At 41.2% G+C, this 24,858-nt stretch carries 22 protein-coding genes; 11 read left to right on the top strand and 11 right to left on the bottom strand.

Going from position 1 to position 24,858, the window contains the following annotated elements; all coding sequences use genetic code 11:
• Nucleotides 1-17 precede the first annotated feature (17 nt).
• The gene (locus AB6811_RS06770) at nt 18-1,268 is read left to right on the top strand and encodes an ABC transporter permease (protein ID WP_369489685.1); all 1,251 of its coding nucleotides are present in this window, start codon (nt 18-20) and stop codon (nt 1,266-1,268) included.
• A 567-nt stretch (nt 1,269-1,835) separates the two neighbouring features.
• On the opposite strand, the gene AB6811_RS06765 is transcribed toward AB6811_RS06770, so the two are convergent.
• The 5 genes from AB6811_RS06765 to fsa form a co-directional block, all read right to left on the bottom strand.
• Nucleotides 1,836-1,958, bottom strand: a complete 123-nt coding sequence (locus tag AB6811_RS06765; protein ID WP_369489684.1) for a hypothetical protein — start codon at nt 1,956-1,958, stop codon at nt 1,836-1,838.
• A gap of 592 nt (nt 1,959-2,550) precedes the next feature.
• Nucleotides 2,551-3,558 carry a type I glyceraldehyde-3-phosphate dehydrogenase gene (gap, locus tag AB6811_RS06760; RefSeq protein WP_369489683.1) on the bottom strand — a complete coding sequence of 336 codons (1,008 nt, stop codon included), beginning with the start codon at nt 3,556-3,558 and terminating at the stop codon, nt 2,551-2,553.
• Between the two features lie 152 nt (nt 3,559-3,710).
• On the bottom strand, nt 3,711-4,289 hold the full coding sequence (gene mobA / locus AB6811_RS06755) for a molybdenum cofactor guanylyltransferase (RefSeq protein ID WP_369489682.1): 579 nt from the start codon (nt 4,287-4,289) through the stop codon (nt 3,711-3,713).
• Between the two features lie 6 nt (nt 4,290-4,295).
• On the bottom strand, nt 4,296-4,895 hold the full coding sequence (locus tag AB6811_RS06750) for an L-threonylcarbamoyladenylate synthase (RefSeq protein WP_369489681.1): 600 nt from the start codon (nt 4,893-4,895) through the stop codon (nt 4,296-4,298).
• A gap of 23 nt (nt 4,896-4,918) precedes the next feature.
• Nucleotides 4,919-5,575 carry a fructose-6-phosphate aldolase gene (fsa, locus tag AB6811_RS06745; RefSeq protein ID WP_369489680.1) on the bottom strand — a complete coding sequence of 219 codons (657 nt, stop codon included), beginning with the start codon at nt 5,573-5,575 and terminating at the stop codon, nt 4,919-4,921.
• 280 nt (nt 5,576-5,855) lie between these two features.
• On the opposite strand from fsa, the gene AB6811_RS06740 reads away from it, so the two are divergent.
• Nucleotides 5,856-6,605, top strand: coding sequence for a LytR/AlgR family response regulator transcription factor (locus tag AB6811_RS06740; RefSeq protein ID WP_369489679.1), 750 nt, complete (start codon nt 5,856-5,858; stop codon nt 6,603-6,605).
• A 140-nt stretch (nt 6,606-6,745) separates the two neighbouring features.
• Nucleotides 6,746-7,171 (top strand): response regulator, encoded by a 426-nt coding sequence (locus AB6811_RS06735; RefSeq protein ID WP_369489678.1) that lies wholly within the window; start codon nt 6,746-6,748, stop codon nt 7,169-7,171.
• Nucleotides 7,172-7,647: 476 nt separating this feature from the next.
• On the opposite strand, the gene AB6811_RS06730 is transcribed toward AB6811_RS06735, so the two are convergent.
• Nucleotides 7,648-7,830, bottom strand: coding sequence for a hypothetical protein (locus tag AB6811_RS06730; protein WP_369489677.1), 183 nt, complete (start codon nt 7,828-7,830; stop codon nt 7,648-7,650).
• A gap of 335 nt (nt 7,831-8,165) precedes the next feature.
• On the opposite strand from AB6811_RS06730, the gene uvrB reads away from it, so the two are divergent.
• Entirely contained in the window at nt 8,166-10,172 is a 2,007-nt protein-coding gene (gene uvrB, locus AB6811_RS06725) for an excinuclease ABC subunit UvrB (RefSeq protein ID WP_369489676.1), read from the top strand.
• A gap of 388 nt (nt 10,173-10,560) precedes the next feature.
• Here uvrB and AB6811_RS06720 read toward each other — a convergent pair whose 3' ends face one another.
• On the bottom strand, nt 10,561-10,812 hold the full coding sequence (locus AB6811_RS06720; RefSeq protein WP_369489675.1) for a hypothetical protein: 252 nt from the start codon (nt 10,810-10,812) through the stop codon (nt 10,561-10,563).
• A 787-nt stretch (nt 10,813-11,599) separates the two neighbouring features.
• Between AB6811_RS06720 and AB6811_RS06715 the strand changes: the two genes are divergently transcribed.
• From AB6811_RS06715 to AB6811_RS06700, 4 genes are all read left to right on the top strand, one after another.
• Nucleotides 11,600-12,193, top strand: a complete 594-nt coding sequence (locus tag AB6811_RS06715; RefSeq protein ID WP_369489674.1) for a hypothetical protein — start codon at nt 11,600-11,602, stop codon at nt 12,191-12,193.
• A gap of 46 nt (nt 12,194-12,239) precedes the next feature.
• Nucleotides 12,240-12,803: a hypothetical protein gene (locus AB6811_RS06710; RefSeq protein WP_369489673.1), complete on the top strand. Its 564-nt coding sequence runs from the start codon at nt 12,240-12,242 to the stop codon at nt 12,801-12,803.
• 64 nt (nt 12,804-12,867) lie between these two features.
• Nucleotides 12,868-16,344: an OmpA family protein gene (locus AB6811_RS06705; RefSeq protein ID WP_369489672.1), complete on the top strand. Its 3,477-nt coding sequence runs from the start codon at nt 12,868-12,870 to the stop codon at nt 16,342-16,344.
• 198 nt (nt 16,345-16,542) lie between these two features.
• Entirely contained in the window at nt 16,543-17,100 is a 558-nt protein-coding gene (locus tag AB6811_RS06700) for a manganese efflux pump MntP (RefSeq protein ID WP_369489671.1), read from the top strand.
• Between the two features lie 8 nt (nt 17,101-17,108).
• Here the strand turns inward: AB6811_RS06700 and AB6811_RS06695 are convergent, their stop codons facing one another.
• On the bottom strand, nt 17,109-17,804 hold the full coding sequence (locus AB6811_RS06695) for a cytidylate kinase-like family protein (protein ID WP_369489670.1): 696 nt from the start codon (nt 17,802-17,804) through the stop codon (nt 17,109-17,111).
• A gap of 112 nt (nt 17,805-17,916) precedes the next feature.
• Nucleotides 17,917-19,644 carry an ATP-binding protein gene (locus tag AB6811_RS06690; protein ID WP_369489669.1) on the bottom strand — a complete coding sequence of 576 codons (1,728 nt, stop codon included), beginning with the start codon at nt 19,642-19,644 and terminating at the stop codon, nt 17,917-17,919.
• Nucleotides 19,645-19,899: 255 nt separating this feature from the next.
• Between AB6811_RS06690 and AB6811_RS06685 the strand changes: the two genes are divergently transcribed.
• The 3 genes from AB6811_RS06685 to AB6811_RS06675 all read left to right on the top strand — a co-directional run bounded on the left by AB6811_RS06685 (nt 19,900) and on the right by AB6811_RS06675 (nt 23,306).
• Entirely contained in the window at nt 19,900-20,481 is a 582-nt protein-coding gene (locus AB6811_RS06685; RefSeq protein WP_369489668.1) for a glutaredoxin domain-containing protein, read from the top strand.
• A gap of 11 nt (nt 20,482-20,492) precedes the next feature.
• Nucleotides 20,493-20,780: a GroES family chaperonin gene (locus AB6811_RS06680; protein ID WP_369489667.1), complete on the top strand. Its 288-nt coding sequence runs from the start codon at nt 20,493-20,495 to the stop codon at nt 20,778-20,780.
• 348 nt (nt 20,781-21,128) lie between these two features.
• Nucleotides 21,129-23,306, top strand: a complete 2,178-nt coding sequence (locus AB6811_RS06675; RefSeq protein WP_369489666.1) for a heavy metal translocating P-type ATPase — start codon at nt 21,129-21,131, stop codon at nt 23,304-23,306.
• On the opposite strand, the gene idi is transcribed toward AB6811_RS06675, so the two are convergent.
• Complete coding sequence (gene idi, locus AB6811_RS06670) at nt 23,303-23,845, bottom strand: isopentenyl-diphosphate Delta-isomerase (protein WP_369489665.1); 543 nt, start codon at nt 23,843-23,845, stop codon at nt 23,303-23,305. The two genes, AB6811_RS06675 and idi, sit on opposite strands and share 4 nt — an antisense overlap.
• A gap of 5 nt (nt 23,846-23,850) precedes the next feature.
• Entirely contained in the window at nt 23,851-24,693 is an 843-nt protein-coding gene (locus tag AB6811_RS06665; RefSeq protein ID WP_369489664.1) for a pirin family protein, read from the bottom strand.
• Nucleotides 24,694-24,858: the final 165 nt, after the last annotated feature.

Genomic DNA, 24,858 nt, shown 5'->3' with positions numbered 1-24,858 from the left:
AAGAAATATTCAAAAACATGAAGCGGATTTTAACCCTATACGGCGAAATTTTTCGAATTTCATTAAACTCAATTCTAGCCACAAAGCTTAGATCCATTCTTACCATTCTAATAATCTCATTAGGAATAATGGCTTTAGTTGGCATCCTAACCGCAATTGAATCAATTGAGGGTAGCTTAACCAGCTCATTCACTAGTATGGGTGCAAATACTTTTACCATTCAGAGTCGTGGAATGAATGTAAATATTGCTGGAAGTAGATACAGGAAGAAAAACTATTCATACATCTCCTTACAACAGGCCCGACAGTTCAAGGAAGATTACCGATTCCCCGCCGATGTGTCAATCTCGGTGTATGCTTCAGGTGCAAGCACCATTAAGTACATGTCCAAAAAAACTAATCCCAACATATCTGTTCGGGGTGTTGATGAGGAATTTATAAAAGTATCGGGTGTTGAAATTGAACGAGGCCGAAATTTCTCATCAATTGATATACTGGATAGCCGACACGTTGCTATTATTGGCCAAGAAGTGGCTAACAAGCTATTTATGAAGAACGAAAACCCAATCGATAAGTTTATAAATGTAGGAAGTGGAAAGTACAGGGTGATTGGGGTGCTCAAAAATAAGGGTTCAGGATTTGGAGGCGGTCCAAACCGTTCGGTTTACCTGCCATACACAAACGTTGCCGCATTCTTCTCGCGCCCAAACATGAACTACTCAATAAGCATACAACCCTACGATCCTAAACTGCTTGAAGCTGCAGTAAGCGAAGCCGAAGGTATTTTTCGAATTGTACGGAATCTCTCGGCAACCGATGAGAGCGATTTTAACATTGAGAAAAGCGACAACCTTGCCAAACTCCTTATAGAAAACCTTAAGTTTGTTTCCATAGCAGCAACCGTTATTGGTATAATTACACTTATTGGTGCAGCGGTTGGGCTTATGAATATTATGCTTGTAGCTGTTGCTGAACGCACCCGCGAAATAGGCACCCGTAAAGCAATCGGCGCTAAATCGTCGGAGATTAAACAGCAGTTCCTCTTTGAGGCAATTCTTATTTGTCAGCTTGGTGGTTTGCTTGGTGTATTCCTTGGGATTCTAATTGGAAACCTCGTATCCATACTTACCAGTAGCCCTTTCATAATTCCATGGGGTTGGATTCTAGGCGGTTTGGTAATTTCATTTTTGGTTGGTTTAGCCTCGGGTTATTTCCCTGCCGTAAAGGCCTCGAAACTCGATCCCATTGAAGCACTTAGGTATGAATAGGTCAGAGCCTATAGAGTGCCGCAAAAACCAACATTATGAATTAAAGATTCAGTGTCGTTTAGTTAAGGATATTTGTCAAATTGTGCGCAAGGGAAACATCACGTTGTTGTGATTTATCGGGATAGACTTCGCCGAAGCATTTCATTGCTCTTTTCTCTTCAATCATTTGAAGAAGTCCCTCGACTTTGCTTGGGATGACAAAAACCCTACCTTCCTTTCTGCTCCCTTGTCATGCTGAACTAGCTGAAGCATCTCTTTACCTTTAATTCTTGTTGTTTTTTTGTAAATCGCTCTTTGCCATGCCTTTCCGTTGCGATGCAACGCTTCACCCTTGCTCTTTGGAATTCAATAGCGTGCATCGCAATACATGGGAATAGTCATTGGGTTACAAATATTACGCCCCTACGGGGCTGAAAACGTTGTTCGTTGTTCGTGAAAAACGACCTCACCCCCTCCCCTCTCCTGACAGGAGAGGGGAGCGCAATAAGGAAGCTTTATCGTGAATTAAAGTCTCCCCTCTCAGGGGAGATTTAGAGGGGTCATCTAGGTTGAATATGGGAAACAACCTCAACCCAGACCTTTTTCCTGAGAGGGAGTGGAGCGGAAGAAGCAAGCCGTGGCATAAAAGCCTGACCCGGCAATGGGTCGGGGAGTGGAACATGGCGATGGGTTTAATAAGCGATACCACATGAGTCACGCCGCAGGCGTGGCGAATAGTATCGCGCGGCAGTTCCACCCACGGGGCACCCATCGGGTCGGGCTTTTTAGCCTTGATTTTCTTTGGTTCTTTCTTGTATCAAGACAAGAAAGAACATTTAAAACGCTCTTTGCAATACCTTTCTGTTGCGATGCAACGCTTCACCTTTGCTCTTTGGTATAAGTATTGCGTGCATCGCTATACTTGTGGGAGTAGCCATGGAGTTACAAATATTACGCCCCTACGGGGCTGAAAACGTTGTTCGTTGTTCGTGAATCGTTGTTCGTGAATATCACGTCACACGCTCTGTGAAACACCGTATTACACAGTGTAACTCTGTGATGCTTTCTTTTGCTAGGTGTTCATGACACGATTGTCATGCTATGCCCAGTCGACGCATCTCTTTTCTCTTCTATACTCACTTGCCGTTGCCCGAAATCCTTCGCTACGACATTATGACAAAAAGAGGGTCTGTTTTTTTATCTGAACGATATTGAATGATAAACATAGGTCAGAACTTTACCTATCAACTATCAATAAAAAAAGGCTGCTTGAAGGCAGCCTTTTCAAAATTTATAATGCTTATTATTTAAATAGCTTATGAATTAGGTCTACCACACGGTTTGAGTATCCCCATTCGTTATCGTACCATGAAAGAACTTTAACCATGTTGCCAATAACCATTGTGCTCTGAGCATCGAAAATTGATGAGTGGGAGTTGTGGATAATATCAACCGATACAATAGGATCCTCAGTGTACTCAAGAATACCTTTCATAGGACCTTCGGCAGCCTTTTTCATAGCAGCATTAACCTCTTCCTTGGTCACCTCTTTTTTCAGCACAGCTACAAAATCAACAAGTGAACCCTTTGGGGTTGGAACGCGAACAGCAAGACCATCGAGTTTACCCTTCAACTCTGGAATAACCTTTCCTACAGCCTTTGCAGCACCAGTAGTGGTAGGAATCTGTGAAACGGCTGCTGAACGAGCACGACGCAAATCGCTGTGAGGGGCATCAAGAATACGTTGATCGTTGGTATATGAGTGGATGGTGTTCATGAAACCACGCTCAACACCAAAAGCATCGTTCAATACCTTTACAACCGGAGCCAAGCAGTTGGTTGTACAGCTGGCATTGGATACGCATTGGTCAGTTGGCTGTAATGCCTCATCATTTACGCCAAGAACAATCATCCTATCAATTTCATCCTTTGCAGGTACGCAAAGAATTACCTTTTTAGCACCATTCTTGATATGGTCGCCATAGCCGCCCTTCTCGCTTTCGCGCTTGGTAAAAATACCAGTCGATTCAATAACTACATCGGGAGTTTCGCTCCACTTGATGTTAAGGGGCGAACGCTCAGCTGTTACCCTGTACTTTTTACCGTTTACAATTAGGTTTTCGGCATCAAACTCTACCTTACCCTCATAACGACCCTGGGTAGAATCGTACTTTAACAGGTGGGCAAGAGTTTTAGTATCGGTTAAATCGTTGATACCTACAACTTCAAGTTCGGGACGCTCAAGCGCAATCTTAAAAACGTTGCGGCCAATTCGTCCAAATCCATTGATTGCAACTTTAATTTTTGTCATAGCTAGTTAAAGTTAGTTATTATGAATTGTGAGCATAAAATTCAGCCAAACAAAGGTACTTAAAATTGAACAATTTGTTAATGTAAAATTTGAATATTCAACAAATTTTAACGCAAACGGTTGAGAACCAAAGGTTGTTTGCAGGTTACAAATTATAGCTCTAAGGCCTTTAGGTCATCGGGGGTATTAATATTATAAAACCACATCCGTGTCTGAAAATCGTCAGGTAACTCCAGGTATTGTGTGTTTGACTGGCTTAAAAGTTCTGTTATTGGATGTCCTTGTTTGTCGGAAAGTATACTTTTAATTCTTGATACAAGTGTTTTGCTATACAACCCAAACAAGGGTTCCAGAAAATCGCCATGTTTGGGGACTACAACCTCGGCATTACTTTGCTGGTAGATGTTCAGTAGCTGCTGAAATATATCCTTACTGGCAAATGGCATATCAACAGAGACTATTAAAACCAAGTTGCTAGCAGCATTGGTTAAAGCACTATGGATACCGCCAAGAGGCCCACAATTTAGAATTTTATCAGGGAAAATGGGTGCATCAACGGGATAGGTCCTGCTACTGTTTGAAATTACAATTACCTCCGAAACCTCAGCTCTAAATGTATTGTAAATTCTGCTTATTAAGGGAATCCCGTCGACCGTTATAAGAGCTTTATCAATCCCCCCTAATCGGCTCGACTTGCCGCCAGCTAAAATTGCAAGGGATACCTTTTGCATGATGATCTAGAAAACCAGTTCGCCAAGCCCTTCGCGAAGAATTACAGGCTCATCGCCTGAGCAATCAACAATGGTTGAAGGGATATTTCCTCCAATACCTCCATCGATAACAATGTCTACAAGGTTCTTGTAATTTTCATAAATGAGCTCAGGGTCGGAGGTGTACTCTACAACCTCATCGCTATCCTTTAGCGATGTTGTCAGGATAGGATTACCTAACCTATCAACCAACTCCAAGGGAATTTGGTGATTGGGTATTCTAATGCCAACCGTTTTCCGTTTACTCAAAAAGTAATCGGGAACCCTGTGCAAACCCGGTAAGATAAAGGTAAATGGACCGGGTAAATTCTTTTTCATCAATTTAAATGTAGGGTTGCTAACCTTGGCAAAGTCGGCAATATTGCTTAAATCCTTACATATAAATGAAAAATGGGCATCCTTGGGCTTAAGCCCTTTAAGCTTAATAACCCGTTCAACTGCCTTTACATTTGTAATATCGCAACCTATACCGTAAACCGTATCTGTGGGATAAATAACAACACCACCCCGTTGCAGAACCGCAACCACTCGGTCAATATCCCGTGGGTTGGGGTTCTGGGGGTGCATTGTTATGTAGAGGCATTCAGGCATTAGCCATTCACCTTTTTATAGTCATCTAAAAACTTTTGTAAACCAATATCGGTTAATGGGTGGTTAAGTAAACCAAGAATTGCGCTAAGCGGACAAGTAGCAACATCGGCGCCAGCCTCAAGGCACTGGATAATATGCATGGTATGACGGATTGAAGCAGCTAAAACCTGGGTGCTAAATTCGTAGTAATTGTAAACATCAACAATTTTTCGGATTAGCTCAACCCCATCGGTCGATACATCATCGAGTCTACCAATAAATGGTGAAACATATGTTGCTCCTGCTTTGGCTGCAAGTAAGGCCTGTCCAACTGAAAACACAAGAGTACAGTTAGTACGTATTCCATTATCGGTGAAATACTTGATGGCCTTGATGCCATCCTTGGTACACGGAACCTTTACCACTATTTGAGGATGCAAGGCAGCCAACTCCTTACCCTCACGTATCATCCCCTCATAATCGGTTGCAATTACCTCAGCGCTTACATCGCCCTTTACAATGTTGCAAATGTCTACGTAATGCTTTTTGATGTTCTCAGCACCACGAATATTCTCCTTTGCCATCAACGATGGGTTGGTAGTAACGCCATCAAGAACGCCAAGATCATTTGCCTCGCGAATTTGATCAAGGTTTGCTGTGTCAATAAAAAACTTCATATACTGTTCTGTTTTAGCTTGATTTTGTGATGCAAAACTAATCAATTTAGTCGGATGTGGCAATTTAAAATGGGATTTTACTAGATTTAGAATTTAAGGAAAAGCTAGGGGAGGTTCGTGAGCCGTGAGCCGTAAATCGTGAACCGTTAAACGGAATTGATCAACCATCAACCATCAACTAAAAAAATCTGCAACTATCCTTGTTTATATTCCAAAAATGTTTTATATCTTTGATTAAAGGGTTGTTAATTTAAAAAACATAACAGAAAAATAACCTAAAATGCCAAGTGCCATTACAACAATAATTGTTGATGACGAGCCCAACTCGAGGGATATGATTGATTTCCTACTTAAAAGTAGCGATGATGTAAAGGTTTTGGACAAATGCGAAAACATTACACAAGCCTTTAAATCAATTAAACAGCATAACCCCGATATTATTTTTCTGGATATAGAAATGCCCGGGGGTTCAGGGTTTGATCTCCTTCAAATGCTACGCAATACCCCTTACAACCCTACAGTTGTATTTATAACTGCCTACAATCAGTTTGCCATTAAAGCCATTAAACATGCTGCTTTTGATTATCTGCTTAAACCCATCGATATTGACGATATAAATGATACCCTTGCCCGTTACCGTGAAAAAAAACGTAATGGCATCAAAACCGATAAGTCAAAAGCAGAGCTTCTGCTTGAGCACCTTGAGGAGTTTCCTAAACTTAAGTTTAACATGCGCAACGGGGTTCTTTTTGTTGATCCCGATGACATTATCTGGTGCGAGGCAAGCGGTAGCTATACTGTTCTTCACTTACATTCCCGAAAGGATGAGGTTGTCTCGGTTTCTCTTAAAGATGTGGAGCAGCAGTTACTTCAGTATCCCTTTTTCCGTGTAAGTCGCTCAGCAATAATAAATCTGAAGTATCTAACTAAAATTGACCGTAGGAACAAGGCATGTATTGTTCAAAAAAACGACCTGGTTTTCAAAATCACTGGCTCCCCTCAACAGCTCAAGGCACTGGAAAATCGATAATTGCTTCAAAAATTTTTACTTCAACCCCGAAAAAAGCATTTTCGTAAACCAAAGCATGCATTTCATACATTAACCGCAATTCTCTATTCCACATCTTATTTCAAAGATTTAACTTGAGCCTGGTTTACAAATGCAACAAAATGGGCTCGTTTGAACAATTCAACTGGAAAGGGAAACAAATTTTAATAGTAGAAGACGACAAACCTAGTTCCATTCTACTTACTGCCCTTTTAAGCCGAACAGGTGCTAAGCTTTACTTTGCCACTAATGGGCAACAGGCTGTTGATATTGTCAAAACCAATTACTCAATTGATCTAATCCTAATGGATATAAAGCTTGAAGGCATGAATGGCATTCAGGCATCAACAATCATACACGAACACAATCCTAGTATTCCAATTATTGCACAAACCGCCTGCGTAATGGCCGGCGATAGGGAGAATTGCATGGCGGCTGGCTGTGTGGCATATGTTTCAAAACCAATTGATGCCTACGAGCTGCTTCAAGTAATTGATAAGTATATCAATGCTATTAAAATAGAAAACACGGTAAAAACCCTCTCCTAATCAACTGGAATATAATTTGTAAATAGGAATCAAAAATCAGGGGTCAGAAAACACAATAATCCCACATCTTGGGAGGCGATCTTGAATAATCTTGAATCTTGAATCCAAAATCCCTATTCCCTAGCCAAGTACTTTATCCATTATCCTTTAGCTTTTATCCTTTAGCCTGCTTTTCGATACTACTGCTGCTCTTTGCATTGATTTCCTGTTGCGATGCAACGCTTCACTCTTGCTCATTGGAATACCACAGCCTGCATCGCAATAAATGTGGGAGTAGCCATGGATTTACAAATGTTTCGCCCCTACGGGGCTGGAAGCGTTGCTCGTTGTTCGCTGTTCGTGAAAAACGACCTCTCCCCCACCCCTCTCCTGACAGGAGAGGGGTGAAGCAATTAGGAGACCTAATTGCAGGGCTAAAGTCTCCCCTCTCAGGGGAGATTTAGAGGGGTCATCTGGGTTGAATATGGAAAACGACCTCAACCCAGCCCTTTTCCCTGAGAGGGAATGGAGCGGAAGAGGCAAGCAATGGCATAAAAGCCTGACCCGACAATGGGTCGGGGGTGGAACGTGGCGGTGGGCTTAGTAAGCGATACCACATGAGTCACGCCGCAGGTGTGGCGAATAGTATCGCGCGGCAGTTCCACCCGCGGGGCACCCATCGGGTCGGGCTTTTCAGCCTTGATTTTCTTTGGTTCTTTCTTGTATCAAGACAAGAAAGAACGCATAAATCAATCTTTGCAATGCATTAGCGTTGCGATGCAACGTTTCAGTATTGCTTACTGGGAAAAGTGTTGCGTGCATCGCAACACATACGGGAGTGACCTGGAATTACAAATGTTTAGCCCCTACGGGGCTGGAAACGTTGAACTTTATATTTAATCCTGCTTTGCGATACAAACTCCTAAACCTTGAACTTAGAATTTCACTTCGCGGTTTAGTCTCATTATCTTATTCGCAGCACACTTTTACACTATTTTTACTACATTTGTGGAATATGGAATTCAAGCTAATATCGGATTTTAAGCCAGCAGGCGATCAGCCTGAAGCAATAAACCAGCTAACCGAAGGATTGATACGTGGCGATAGGCACCAGACCCTGCTCGGGGTAACCGGCTCGGGTAAAACATTTACCATTGCTAACGTTATTGCCAACCTTAATAGACCCGTTTTGGTGCTTAGCCACAATAAAACTCTGGCCGCTCAACTTTACGGAGAGTTTAAAGCTTTTTTCCCCGAAAATGCCGTTGAGTACTTTGTTTCATACTATGACTACTACCAACCGGAAGCCTACCTACCCGTAACCGATACTTACATTGAGAAAGATCTTTCCATTAACGACGAAATTGAAAAGTTAAGGCTTAGCGCCACTTCCTCATTGCTATCAGGAAGGCGCGACGTTGTTGTTGTTTCCTCTGTATCGTGCCTTTACGGTATTGGAAACCCACAGGATTTCTACAACAGCAAGATAAACCTTAGGGTTGGACAAAAAATTACTCGCAACCATTTACTACGCCAGCTAGTTGATAGTCTGTACTCAAGGAACGAGGTGGAGTTTAAGCGTGGTACCTTTAGGGTTAAAGGCGATAGCGTTGATGTTTACCTTGCATACGGCGATAGGGGCATTCGTATCATTTTTTGGGGCGATGAAATTGAAACCATTGAGGAGTTCGACCCTGTTTCTGGGCGTTTCATTGAAACTTTAGACGATACTGTTATTTACCCGGCAAATATTTTTATTGCTGGGAAGGAGCGTATCAACGAGGCTATCAGACAAATTCAGGATGATTTAGTTAAACAGGTTGAATTCTTCCAGAGCCAAGGGCGTTTACTGGAAGCCAAACGCATTAAAGAGCGAGTGGAGTACGACCTGGAAATGATTCGCGAACTTGGATACTGCCCGGGTATTGAGAACTACTCGCGTTACTTTGATGGTCGCCCGCCAGGCATGCGCCCTTTCTGCCTGCTCGACTACTTCCCCGACGATTTTATAACTGTTATTGACGAAAGCCATGTTACCATACCCCAGATCAGGGCCATGTATGGTGGCGACAACTCCCGCAAGCAAACGCTGGTAGAGTACGGTTTTAGGCTGCCCGCAGCAATCGATAACCGCCCCCTTAGGTTCGAGGAGTTTGAACAGCTGGTTGGGCAAACCATTTTTGTTAGTGCAACTCCTGCCGATTATGAGCTTACAAAATGCCAGGGCATTGTGGTTGATCAGGTGGTTAGACCCACCGGCCTACTCGATCCCCCAATTATTGTTCGGCCATGCCAAACCCAGGTTGATGATTTAATTGGGGAAATAAACCAATGCGTTACCCGCGATGAGCGAGTACTGGTGACCACCCTCACCAAACGCATGGCCGAGGAACTAACTAAATATTTAACCCGCCTCGATATCCGGTGCAGGTATATTCACTCCGATGTCGATACCCTTGAGCGCGTGCAAATCATGGAGGATTTGCGGAAAGGGCTCTTCGATGTTCTGGTTGGTGTTAACCTGCTGCGTGAGGGGCTCGATCTGCCTGAGGTATCGCTGGTTGCCATACTCGATGCCGATAAGGAGGGATTTTTGCGCTCCGCGCGTTCACTTACCCAAACCGCTGGTAGAGCAGCGCGAAACATTAATGGTAGGGTAATTATGTATGCCGATAAGATTACCGACTCCATGCGCATTACCATTGAGGAAACCAATCGTCGTCGTGAAAAACAGCTACGTTACAACGAGAAACATGGCATCACACCTACCCAGATAGTCAAAGCCCATAAGCCAATAATGGGCAGCATGCAATCGGCTGCTAAGGTATATGTGGAACCCGAAAAGGTTGACTATGCTGCCGATCCTGTTGTTAAGTACATGACCCGCGATGAACTCATCCAAGCCATCGAGCATACCCGTCAGGCCATGGAAGCTGAAGCCAAACAGCTTAACTTTATAGAAGCCGCCCGCTACCGCGACGAAATGTACGCCTTACAGAAAATGCTTGAAAGCAAAAGGTAGATGGTAGTTGCTCGTTGTTCGTGGAACTATTGTCATGCTGAGCTAGCCGAAGCATCTTTTCGTACGTTCTAACCTTTTATCTCTTTTGATTGGGTTTCCTGAAATTGTTCTTTGCAATACCTTTCTGTTGCGATGCAATGTTTCAGTGTTGATCTTTGGAATGCCATAGCGTGCATCGCATTACACGTTGGATTAGCCTTAGTATTACAAATATTACGCCCCTACGGGGCTGGAAACGTTGCTCGTTGCTCGTGAATAGTTGTTCGTTGTTCGTGAAAGCCTTTCTGTGTAACACCGTGTTACACAGTGTAACTCTGTGATACTTGTTTTTGATCAGTTCACAAAACTATTGTCATGTTGAGCGCAAGCGAAACATCTCAAGGGTCAATTAGAGATCCTTCGCTACGCTCAGGATGACAAATGAAGTTATTCGTGTAAGTTGTTCGTGGAATATGACCTCACCCAAACCCTTTTTCCTAAGAGAGAATGGAGTGGAAAAAGCAACATTGGCATAAAAGCCTGACCCGGCAATGGGTCGGGGGTGGAACGTGGCGGTGGGCTTTGTAAGCGATACCACATGAGTCACGCCACAGGAGTGGCGAATAGTATCGCGTGGCAGTTCCACCCACGGGGCACCCATCGGTTCGGGCTTTTCAGCCTTGATTTTCTTTGGTTCTTTCTTGTATCAAGACAAGAAAGAACATGAAAACCGCTCTTTGCAATATCTTTCTGTTGCGATGCAACGCTTCACTCTTGATCTTTGGAATACCATAGCGTGCATCGCATTACCTGTAGGATTAGCCTTAGTATTACAAATATTACGCCCCTACGGGGCTGGTAACTGTGCTCGTTGTTCGTGAATGTCATGTCATTCACTCTGTGAAACACTGTATTACATTGTGTAACTCTGTGATACTTGTTTTTGATCAGTTCACAAGACTATTGTCATGTTGAGCGCAAGCGAAACATCTCATTGAAGCCGATTAGAGATCCTTCGCTTCACTCAGGATGACAAGCGGAGTTGACAGTTGATGGTTGATAGTTGATAGTGAAAAAAAACTTTCACTAAACACTAAACACCAAACACTAAAAACCCCTATACACTGCACACTGTACACTGCACACTATTCAATAGATCCTTCGCTACGCTCAGGATGACAAGTGTAAGTTGATGGTTGATCAATTCCGTTAAACGTTTAACGGCTCACGGTTCACGGTTAACAAACCTCTTTTCACTTTTAACTTTTCACTTTTAACTTTCCCCATCCCCCTTTCCCCAAGCCTAACAACCTTTTTATCTCCAAAAACAAAGATTTTATCAACAAAATTTGCATGTAAAAAAAAAAAATATATTATTTTTAAAAAATATTTCAATTGACTGGAACTAAATTCTCTAAACACTATTTATTAACTTAACACTTACAGCTATGAGAAAACTATTTTTTGCAGCAGCCATGTTGCTCCTTAGCCAGGCTGGCTTTGGGCAGGCAGTAAACGACCAGGCCATTATTCCTGTGTCGGTTACACTGAACTCAATTTTACGCTTAACGGTTGTTTCGGGTGGTAACATTGATTTTGTTGTTAACACAATAGGTCAATACACTTCTGGTATAAATACTGGGGGTAATGATGCTCGTTACCAAACAAACTTTACAGTTTCAGCCTCTCAGGACTTTGATGTTACAATTAGAGCTGAGGATGCTAACTTTTTAGGGCAAGACAATGCAGCTAATACCATGCCTCTAAACAATGTAGGTCTCGATCTTTCAGAATCAGGTTCTGGTAACGATCCAGCCAACTGGGCTTTGCCTGCCGCGGTATTAGCATTGACCAATGGGGCCCAGAATATTGTAACCGGTGTAGCCGGAGCCGCTGCCGGTGGAGCCGACAAGAATAATTTCACTATTCGTTGGAGACTTGGCACCTCTGAAGGAGCAATGAATGCAAGTTCACTACTTGCGCAAAGTTTAACCCCCGATAGGTACATTACCAATGTATTTTTAGAGCTTGTTCCTAAATAGCAGGATAGGGCTTAGGCCCTATCCTTTCGCATTAATCATAACGGTAATGGCCTGTAGTAGGTTGTGTAGTAAGGTATTTATTTTATATTTCCTAACATTACTAGTATTTACCTTACCTTTTAAAGGTAAAGTAATAGCCCAGAATATTACTAAAAGGATCTGGGTGACTTCCGGAGGGTCGGTTGCATTTAGCTTTAAATCCCTTACTGAGTATTCATCAGGGAAAGTATTAAACAATTGGACCCGATTAAATATCCACTATAGGGATACCTCTAATGCCGGAGGCGATGGGACTAGTATAGGTTGGAGACTATTGGTAAGAGCTGGTTCAGCCACCATACAATCGGATGGCGCTGCACCTGATATTCCCCTTACTGCAATACAAGTAAAACCAAATACTACAATTCCCGGTACCACAACAACCGATATTACACTATCCAGCGCTAATCAAATTATTGTGGAAGGTGGCGATCCGGGTGCATTACCTGTAACAGGCGAAATTGTGATTACTTATGAATGCGGTACACCTCCCGCTACCCCTTTATTGGGTAGACAGCCCGATTATTACTTTGTTGATCTAGTTTTTACATTGGTGGAAATTAACCCCTGATGTTTTGAAAGTGAGTTACAAAAGAATAGTATTATTACCACTTTTTTTAATTGCCCATAATGTTATGGGCCAATATTTGTTTTTTAACACTTACGAACCACAAAAAATTGATATTAAATTTGTAAAGCATAGCGTTGAAGCAAGCAAAGGAAAAACAATTTTCAACGTTGTTAAAGTAATAAATCAATCCTCACAACCACAAACCTTTACTTTTCAACTTACTGTACCTTCGGGTTGGCAAGTATTAGGTTATGAGAAGCAAGAGTTAACACTCCCCCCGCTCGACTCAACACTAATACCCGTTAGGGTAGCAGTGGGTGAAAATGTTCGAGGTGATATTGGGTACTCAATAATTGCAGCAATATCGGACTCTCGAGGTAATCTTATTAAGAATGAGTACAGTTTTGTAAAGGTACCCCGCGAGGTTGACCTTAAGGTGAAATTTCTTACCCGATTTGAGTATTTGGACCAACAAACGGGATATGCTCCCATTAAAGTAAAAATTGAAAATAGGGGTAATAGGGAGGAACTTGTAAGTATTAATCTGGAAACCGACAACTACTTAGGCATTGGAACTGCCCGATTAAAAAATTATATCCAGGATATTAATATAGCTCCTTACACCGATTCAACTGTTATTTTTGACGTTTACTTGGACAAAGAAATTCAAACTAGCCGCGATTTATTTAAGTTGAATATACAAGCTAAAACTATCGATAGCACATTCCGCGCAACCAGCTGGCTAAAAAATTTATCATATTCTTATACAAATTACATACCCGAATCCCGTAGGGTTTTAATAGCAGAGCTTTTTGCCCGAGGGCTATTCTCAAACTATGCAAAACCAGCATATGCATCTATAATACAAGGTAATATTTTATTTCGTAAACAAAGGGAGATTTACTTTTTTTATAACAACGATAATACAACACCAGCTGAAAATCTTTATCGCTATAACAGAATGTGGGTGGGTTATAGAAACGGTAAATATTTTATTCAGGCAGGTGATATTAATAAGAGCATTGAAAGTAGTCTTTACGGACGAGGCGGAAGTGCTGGAATTAGTATAAAAAAATTCAGGTTTGAAGCCATTGCAACTCAAAGGGTTATAAATCCACAAAATAATTTTGGAGCAGAACTTGAATTTTCTCCCTCTCAAAACTATGGTTTTAAACTAGGGGGTGTTTATACAGAATCGCTTAACGAGAATTTCACCTCTACTATTGGTTTAACTGGTTTTAGGCTTGCACCAATAAAAAGACTAAGATTAGGTTACGATATTGCTTACAATCAAGTAAAATTTGGAAGGCCAAATGATACTGTTTATAATAAAGTTGCTTTAGGCCATACAGCTTATGTAAATTTCAATACCAGAAAACTTAATGCATCAGTTCGTTTTAAATCTGGTCAACCTTTTCTAAACTCAAGTTTTAATGGTCGGTCCGAATTGATGTCGCAATTTGTTTATACCCTTAATGATAAAAATTATATACAGTACTACGCAATTGACAACCGGAATAGCCCAGGCGATTACCGTACCTACAACTTAGTAAAACAGCCATTTACTAATTTCCATAAGCAGTTGGTTACTTGGGGGTACTTCCCGAATAACAGGATACATTTTTTTACGGGGCCAGGATTTGAAGTTAATTCATCAGATATCTTCCCTGTTATTAGAAGGGGTCAAGATTATTTTTCAACATTGGTATATAATTACAATGTTGGTTTCCGTTTTAAAGGCGAAAAACCCGGTAGTTCTTTAACTGCACAAGTATTTACTGGATTTGTAAATGTAATCCATAAACCAATCTATTTTGTTGATTCAACGTTCTCCATCCCCCCTACACGTGCAAAATTTAATTATCAGTACTTCTCTCTCAATTTGCGACAACCACGCTGGGGCTTTCAAGCCATGTATACCAATGGCCCACGTTCGGTATACGAGCAGTTTAGCTGGTATTATGCTTCCAGGCCAAACCGTCTTTTAAGGGTTATGCCCTACTTTGATTCCTTTATCTATAAAGAAATGCTGCGCCTGCAGGTAAATATCTCGTACTCTAACGATTTAGTTTCTAAATCAAGCTATTCTAACATAACCTCTCAAATTTTTTGGTATCTACCCAAAGATTGGCAACTACGATTTTTAAATGTTTACACCATACAATCCAGGGTAACACCAACCGAGGCGGTTGAGCGTTTTCAGAATATGTACTTTGAGGCAAGCGTTCGTAAGGAGTTTGGCATTCAACAACCCTACCTGAAATTCCACACCTTGAAACTAGTATTTTTCAAGGATTTCAACGGTAACAGGATAATGAATGAGAATGAACCGGGAATTAAAAATGTTCTTGTAAATATTCAAAGGGTTGATAGCGAGGCCATGGAATATGCTGACTTTACTTCCGGCGAGTTACTTTCAAACCAATATGGCGAAGTGGTTTATGAAAATATTCCTGCAGGAATTTATGAACTATCATATAACCCTGTTGGTAATGAAGCTGGAACATTCTCTAAAGCTGATATAGACATCAATTTTACCCTTAATAAGGATATGACCCTGTATATCCCTTTTGTTGAAAAAAACAAAGTTTTTGGTCGAGTAATTCTAAATCGTAGTAAATTATCAGGATTAGGGAAAGTTGATGTTTCAAATGTAAGGGTAACCGCTACCGATAGCCGAGGAAATACATACTCCACACTTACCGATAAGAATGGAGAGTTTGTTATTTATGCCCCCGTAACCGATGAGTATATTGTTAGTATAAACAACATTTTTTACCAGGACTTTGACCTACGCCAGAACAACTTCCGGGTTCAGTTCAATGGCTACAAGCAGTTTGAGGTAAACTTTGTGTTTGATGAAAAGATACGCCGTATCAACTTTAGCCCATCGGCTCAGGACCTAACTGCCGAGGGAGTTACACAAATCCGACGAACAAACCTAAGGGGTACAGTTAAGGATGCGCTATCGCTCAAGCCGCTAAGGGCACGCGTTAACCTGGTTAATACCAAGAACAATAGCATTGTGGCATCGGTTTACTCCAACCCACAAACAGGCGATTATGCCATATCGTTTGCCGCCGATGATATTTATGCCCTTGAGGTTGTTGCCGACGATTACTGGTACTATGCCGAAAATCTTAACCTGAACCAGGTTACCACGTTTATGAATGTTACCCGCGATGTACTGCTTAAACCAATAGCAATAGGCTCAAAGCTTGAACTCAACATCCGATTCGATATCAACAAAGCTGACCTTGGCCCCGAAACAGTTGCTGAGCTTAACCGCTTGATCAGTATTCTGCGCCAAAATCCTGGCATTAAGGTTGAGGTTCAGGGACACTCCGATGACCTTGAAGCAATTAACAATCAGAAGATTGCAGAGGATCGCGCTAAACGGGTTGCAGAATACCTGATTGAAAATGGCTTTAGCAATCTGCAGGTTCGTGGCTTTGGTAATACAGTTCCAATAGCACCCAACGATACCGAAGAAAACCGTGCACTTAACCGTAGGGTTGAAATTGAGGTTATTGGGAAGTAGGTGAGGAAGGGTAAAGGATAATCGTTATACGTTATTCGTTAAACGTTAAACGGTTTATGGTATACTTTTTACGGTTCATGGCTAACGCTTCACGATTCCCGGCTCACGTCTCACGTCTCACGGTTCACAAACTTCCTAATCCCCCCATATCCAACTTCTCCCCTATTATCTTTATCTTTGTCAAAATTTTGAATTATCATGTCTTTTTTTACTATTACTATTCTAGCAATTGGTCTTTCCTTCGATACCTTTGCAGTATCAATCACATGCGGAATAGCCCGGAAACATATTGTATTTTGGGAGGCCTTTAGGGTTGCAGCAGTATTTGCTTTTTTTCAGTCAACAATGCCGGTTTTGGGCTGGGGTTTTGGGTTAGCCATAAAATCGTTTGTTGAGCCTATCGATCACTGGTTAGCGCTGGCATTGCTTTGCCTTATCGGCATAAAAATGGTTGTTGAGGCATTCGGAAGGGAGGAGAACAACAGCACTCTTGATCCACTAAACCCAAAAGTACTTTTTACCCTTGCATTAGCAACCAGTATCGATGCTTTTGCAGTAGGGATAGGGTTTGTAGCGGTAAATGTAAACATGCTGCATGCATACCTTATAATTGGCTCCGTTACTTTTTTGGTAGCCATGCTTGGTATGCTTTTCGGAAAAAGTATTGGCAGCGTGTTGGGTAAAAGAATGGAGATAATAGGTGGGCTTATACTTATTGGGCTGGGAGTAAAGATCGTTTTTGAACACGTTGGCTAAGGACTTTATTAAACGATAAGATTACGCACCTCCATGGCATGGATTATAATATCAACAATCTCATGCACCGATAGGGTCATGGCATTAAAGGTGATATCAAAGCGGGTATAATCAGTGTCCTTCCCGCCAAAATAAACCCTAATCTCTTCGCGCTTACGGTCAATTTCACGAACATACAGTTCAGCCTCCCTAGGTTCAAAATGGTACATTTCCTCAACCCGCAACACTCGCCATTCAAAAGGGGCTTCAAGGTGTATATGAATTGAACGAGGAATATCACGTGTTATTGCTACACCGCCTCTTCCCAGTATAACAACATGCCCTTTTGAGGCTTCGGATCGAATAATGCTTTTTACTGTATTCTGAATGTGTTTATCGCTTTTATAGTATTTTGTTGACATTGACTCTAGTATCTCCTGCATTATCCCCTTGCGCTTTGCTTCAAAAACATAGTCAATATTCTCCTTAGGTAAACCAAGTTTAGCAGATGCAATGTGGAGAATCTCTTCCTTTGCCAACCAACGCCAGGCTAACTCATTTTTCAACCTGTACCTTTTATTTAATTCCTCAATTAGTGTTGAAGAAACTTGTTTACCCGGACACCCCATTTCGCGCGAAATGGTTACAACCGGCCCTGGCTCCTTGTACATATCGCTAGGTCGTTTTCCCCATTCCGATAAATATCTTATAAGGGCTATACTCATAGTATTTTCTATTTGTTCTAAAGATATAAAATTTAAGATTTCAAGTCAATAAAAAAGGGGTTAGAAAAACCTAACCCCAAATGATTTGGCCAAAATAGAAATTGAACATCCTTTAAACACTGGCTTTTGGCAATGTAAAGAAGAACTTGCTACCCTTATCGGGTTGGCTTTCGGCCCAGATCTCACCTCCATTCATTTGAACAAACTCTTTACATAGAATCAGTCCCAATCCTGTACCCTTTTCATTCTTGGTTCCAGGCGTGGAGGTAATTTGGGTACCAAATAGCTTTTGGAGCACATCGGGAGTCATACCCCTACCGGTATCCTCAACACATACAGTTACCCTATCCGCGCCGGTAGTACTCCATATTGTGATCCTATCGCCAGCATTACAGAATTTTATGGCATTTGAAATCAGATTACGAATTACAATATCAGTCATATCGGTATCGGCAAAAACAAAGGTACCATCCGGAATACTGTTCTTTAACTTGATCTCCTTGTTTTCAGCAGCCTCGGTTAAAAGCTGAATACGGGAATTAACCATCTGATTTAAGTCGAAGTTCTGAGGATTAACCTTTACTCCATGCATTTGGGTTTTAGCCCAGGTTAAGAGATTCTCAAGTAGTGCTGTAGTATGGTTAACGTTAACCGAGAGTTCATCGAGTATCTCCTTGAAGTTTTCAGGAGTAAAATGACCTTCCTTTGCAATGTTGAGCATGGTAATTAAAGAAAAAAGCGGACTCCTAAGGTCATGGGCAATGATTGAGAACAACTTATCTTTGAGAGCATTCAACTCACGTAACTCATCAGCCTGACGGCTAATAGCATCGCGCTGTCTGGAAATCTCATCGTTTTTCTCTTTTAGTAATCTGTTTGCCCTGCGTTTCTGAACGTATGCGTAGTAAAGTGCTGCTGCAAATGCCAACGAGAATAGTATTAAACCAATGTAAACCTTCTGAAGCAACTTTTGATGCTGAATTACTGCGTCGCGTAACTTCATCTCAGCGTTTAAGAGCTCTATCTGCATTTGCTGCTCACGGGTTAACTCTTCAACCTCTTTGAGGGTTTGTTCTTTTTCCTTTAATTCCTTACTTGTTTCAACAAGTCTCTTTTCAGTATGCTCCTTTTCCTGTGATACCTGCTGCACAACCCTACCGGCGCTATCAACCATTGCTTTTGCCTGCAATTCTTTCTTCCTGATTTCCTCGGCCTGTATTTTCTTGGTTAGCATGGCATACAGGCTAAAATATTCAGCAGCTTTTTCCGTATTCCTTAAACCCTCATAAGCCCTGTTGTAGTTGTAGTATACATTACGTAACAATTTCTGATCGCCAACCTCCTGTGCTATAGCTTCTGTTTTGGTAAGATTTGACAAAGAGCCCTGATAGTTACCCTGCTCAATCTGAACCGTTGAAATATTATAAAGTATTTGACCAACGTCCCCTTTTTTTCCGCTTGAAGTAGCAATATTAAGCGCACTTTCAAAACATTTTTGAGCATGGGTATAGTCTGAAATTTCAGAGTAAACTAAACCAAGATTGATATATAAAAGCTTTTCGCCATTCTTATTCCCTACTTTAGTAATATTCTCGAGGGCCTTCTCAAAATATTCTATTGCGTTTTGGTAGTCATTTGCTCTCCAGTAGGCATTTGCTGCCTTATCGTAGTAGTAAACAGCTTGATTTGCATTCCCTGCATTTTCGTATTCCCTGGCCAGTTTAATAATCTCATCAACACCTTGAGGTTCCTGTGAAGGTATAACCGTAAAACCGGAATAGGACAAGGAGAAAAATAATAATATTAGTAGTGAATATTTCCAGAAAAAAGACCTAATCATAGTTTATCCTTTTAAACCAACTGCAATTTTTATTGAATCATACGTGGACTAATCTTTTATCGATACGTTTTACTCCATTTTTTCTGTGAATGGAGCTTACGTGTAGGCAAATGGCTTTTTTTGTGTTGTAAATTTAAGTTTCAAAATTATGACAAACTTTCAAAATCAGCAAACTTGTCATATTTTATATTGACATATTTACATTTTTGTATATTTGGTTTGAAATTTGATTATGACTTTTAAAAATTGATAGCTATGCTCGAGATAACCAAACTAAAAGAATTCACTGAACAAATCAAGGGAAAGGAAAGGGCTTACCTCCTAGTGTTTAAGAAGGGAACAGGGGTTAGCGACTGTGCGTTTAGTGCAGTTAACGAAGCTGCTAACACTACAAAAATGGATAATGTATTTTATGTTGATGCCCCAACCTACCCTGAAATACACAAGCACTTCGGGGTAACCAGTGCTCCCTCGCTTCTGGTTTTTGAAAAGGGTCAACTTAAAGATATGGTAAAGGGTTGCCACGATGCACAGTTCTACAGGCAACTTTTTGAGAATGCTGTTTACCAGCAAAGAGCCCAAAATTCTCCTCAACAAAAGAGTGTGACTGTTTATTCTACACCAACCTGCCCATGGTGCAACACCCTCAAAAGTTTCCTGCGTAAGAATGGTATAGTTTTTACTGATATCGACGTTTCGCGCGACCATGAGGCTGCTCGCCAAATGGTTTCAGCAACAGGCCAACAGGGTGTTCCTCAAGCCAACATTGGCGGTGAATGGGTGGTAGGCTTCGACCAGCAAAAAATTAAACGACTACTCAATATTCAAACCCAATAAATTTGTTCGATATGAAAGAATTAGTACCAGTTAACCAGCATGTTGTGCTCGACTTGAGCGACGATAACACTGAACAGGTTACATCATCGGGTATTATTATTCCCGATACAGCCAAGGAAAAACCATCGTGGGCAAGGGTAGTTGCCGTAGGCAACATCGAGAACTCCGAAATTGCCGTTAACGATCTGGTGGTTTTTAAAAAGTACTCAGGAACCGAGGTTGAATTCGAAGGAAAAACTTACCTCCTAATACCCTACGCCGATTTGCTGGCAAAGGTTGTGGAAACAGAATCTATTTAACTATCGTATTCTGACTTTCCTATGTTTTCTGCACGCCACCGTTTGGCGTGCTTTTTACTTTTTTAAAATGCTCTGCTTTAAACCCAAGTACTATGAATTAATCGTTTTTTTTCACTATTCCTCTAACTTCCTCTAACTTCTTCTAACTTCTTCTAACTTCCTCTAACTTCTACTAACTCCCTCACATTCAGACTTATTCCGATTCATTCCGAATCATTCCGAATCATTCCCATAAATTCATACCACTTCAATTAAACCTATTCATTATAAGAGTTGTTTTTTATCAATAGCAGTAAACCATTTTATGAGAGTTTACTCACATACTTTTACATATTCATTTTTACAGACATGGAAAGCAAAATATTTCAGGTTACAGGCATGTCGTGTGCCGGTTGTGCAATTAGTGTGGAAACTATCCTTAAAAGCCAACCGGGAGTGTTGGATGCTGGGGTTAATTTTGCCAGCAGCACGGTTTGGGTAAACTTTGACAGCAATATTACATCCCCGGAGAATCTTCGCAATGCTGTTCGCTCAATTGGTTACGACTTGGTTATTGATAGCAATAATTACGATATTGATGCAGAAAAAAAACTGCACATCAATACCCTTAGAAACCGATTTATTTACTCACTATTACTTTCGATTCCCTTAATGTTTGTGCAAATGATTCTCATGCATTGGAGTTACACCCCAATAATAGTATTGATACTCTCAACTCCTGTAATTTTTTGGTTTGGAAGGCAATTTCATATAAATGCTTACAAGCAGCTTAAGCATTTTAAAGCGAACATGGATAGCCTCATTTCCATTAGTTCAACAGTTGCATATTTGTATAGCATTGCAGCCATTTTCTTAAAAGAAAATTTACAAAACAGGGGTATAACGCCACACCTTTACTTTGAATCGGCAGCCATGATAATCACCTTTGTTCTACTGGGGAAATGGCTTGAAGAGAGAGCAAAAGGCAAAACGGCTTCAGCTATTAAAAGGATCATGGGGCTGCAGCCCCAAATGGTATGGGTAAAGCAAAACGAAAGTATTGAAGAGGTTCCATTGTCCGAGGTAAGAAAAGGAATGAATGTAATGGTTAAGCCCGGTGAGCGTATCCCAGTTGATGGTACAGTAACTGAAGGTCATAGCTGGGTAGATGAGAGCACAATTACTGGTGAACCAATACCTGCCGAAAAAAGTATTAACAAAAAAGTTTGGGCTGGAACAATTAATCTAAACGGTTTGTTATACGTTAGGGCTGAACAGATAGGTTCAGAGTCGGTTTTGGGCAAAATCATCGAAACCGTTACTAATGCTCAAAATTCAAAAGCCCCTGTTCAGAAACTAGCCGATAGAGTTGCAGGAATTTTTGTGCCTATCATCATCGCAATTAGCATTCTTACGTTTACTGCATGGTTGGTAATTGCTCCAGATTTAGCGTTCAGCCATGGAATTATTGCCGCCATTTCGGTTTTGGCAATAGCATGCCCCTGTGCACTTGGATTGGCAACTCCAACAGCAATAATGGTTGGTATCGGCAAGGCTGCCCAAAAAAACATTCTGGTTCGCGATGCCGAAAGCCTTGAGCATGCGTGCAAAATTGATACGATAATTTTCGATAAAACAGGCACGCTTACCGAAGGTAGGCCTACAGTTGAATCCATTAATTGGTTCCACCACGATGATAAATACCCTGGCATACTTGGCATTATTGAGCAGCATTCCAATCATCCCCTTGCAAAATCAATTGTTGAGTTCATTGGTGCAAGCAGTAGAATGATTACCATTGAATCTTTTTCCGAGAAGACAGGAAAAGGGGTGAAGGCTATTGTTGATGGTAAAGTGTATCGCGTTGGTAGCTTGGAGTACTTGAACCAATCTGGGGTAATTGATGTTATACCAAACCAAGCCAGTATCAGTGGCACGCTTATTGGGTTTGCTGAAGAAAACCGGTTGTTAGCCACTGTAGCTATTACGGATAAAATAAAGGATAAAGCCCCATCAGCAATTGCTAAGCTAAGGAATATTGGTATTGAGCCAATCATACTGTCGGGCGATAGCTCAATGAGTGTTGAAAAAATTGCAAGCGAGGTTGGCATTGAAAGGTTCGAAAAGGGAATGCTCCCTGCCGATAAAAAGACCTACGTTGAAAATCTAAAAGCCCAAGGGAAAACAGTAGCGATGGTTGGCGATGGAATAAACGATACCGAAGCGCTAAGTATAGCTGATGTTAGCATTGCTATGGGCAAGGGATCGGACATTGCGATTGATGCTTCACAGGTAACAATCCTTAAGACCGACCTAAATGCAATCCCAGAGCTAATAGCAATTTCGCGACAAACTGTAAAAACAATTAGGCAAAACCTTTTTTGGGCATTTATTTATAACCTGATCAGTATTCCTATAGCCGCAGGGGTTCTATACCCATTTACCGGATTACTACTCGATCCTATGATTGCAGCCCTAGCCATGGCATTTAGTTCTGTTTCGGTTGTTACTAACAGCCTAATACTAAAAGCCAAGCGAATTGATTAAGCAACCCTACACTTGTGAAAGGCCTCAAGCACCTTGTGCTTGTACTCTTGCATGATATGCCTAAACCAATAGGTGTATTGTTCGGGGTTTTTCTCAATATCGTTAACCAAAAATTCAATGTTAACCCATTTCCATCCAGCTACTTCACTAGGATTCGGGCTTGGAGTTCCGTCGAACCGACCCAAATAAACCCAATCAATCTCGTTTTCAACTAAACCGTTATCGAATTCCACCCTGTAATGGAAAGTGAATAGATGCTTTAGGGGGCACGAAAAGCCCATTTCATGCATTAAACGTTCATTAATAACTGTTTCCATCTGTTCACTTTCGGTTAGATGGCTGCAGCAAGCATTTGTCCACAATCCTGGTGAATGGTATTTCTCGTGCGCCCTTTGGTGAATAAGCATTTCACCCTTGCCGTTGCAAATTAGAATGGAAAATGCTCTGTGTAGAATTCCATCGATATGAACTTGCTGTTTCTCGCCATACCCAATAATATTGTCATTGGAATCTACTAATGCAATTAATGGTTCTGCCATAAATGCTATTTCAAGAAATTACCGTTACTGAGTTCCTCTAAGGCTTTTCGTATTTCGGCGTCGGTATTCATTACGATGGGGCCATGCCAGGCAATGGGCTCATTATTAGGCTCAGCGCCAAAGAACAGAAAGTTTGCTCCGCTTTCACCAGCCCTAATTTGAATAATTGAACCCTGCGATAATGCAACACCACAAGGTGCCTTAATTGGCTTTGGGTCATTTGCAACTGTAACCTCACCCTCATAAATAAACAGAAAGTACTTATAACTCCAAAACTCAGGAGTAATAACTTCATCGAATACAGAATCAGGCCATAGTTTTACGTCAAAAATATCAACTGGCTTGTAAAGGCCCTGCATTCCACCATCGCGTTTACGATACTTCCCGGAAATAACCTTAACCTGCGATGAGGTTGTTTCAACAACTGGAATTTCTTCTCTTTTTAGTTCACGATACACAGGAGCTACCATTTTATACTCCTGGGGCAAATTGAGCCAAAGCTGGATGCCATACATCTTTCCACTATCACTTAAGGGCATCTCGCTATGTATTATACCACTTCCGGCAGTCATCCACTGAACCTCGCCTGGGCCAATTATTCCGCTTCTTCCAGTACTATCGGTATGCTTTACTTGGCCTTCAAGCATGTACGTTATGGTTTCAAACCCCCTATGGGGATGCTCAGGAAAGCCTGCCATATACTCCGATTCCGAACTGGAACCAAAATAGTCAAGCAGTAAAAAGGGATCGCACTCGTATCGGGTTTCAAAACCCAAAACCCTTTGTACGCTTACCCCTGCTCCCTCGGTCATTCGTTTGGGATTGTAGATGGCTTTTACGGTTACCATTATATCAATTGGTTGTTACATCTGTAAATATAACAAATTTTCGCAAACTGTTGTTTAATCGTTTACCCTGCTTTTAATAAATTATTTTAATTGTTGATTAAAAGTTGGCTCAACAATAAATGTTTAGGTTAATAGTTACTATTTTTAGGCCTGATAAATATAATA

Source organism: Tenuifilum sp. 4138str (assembly GCF_041102575.1).
Lineage (GTDB): Bacteria > Bacteroidota > Bacteroidia > Bacteroidales > Tenuifilaceae > Tenuifilum > Tenuifilum osseticum.
This window is presented reverse-complemented; position numbering and strand designations above follow the sequence as displayed.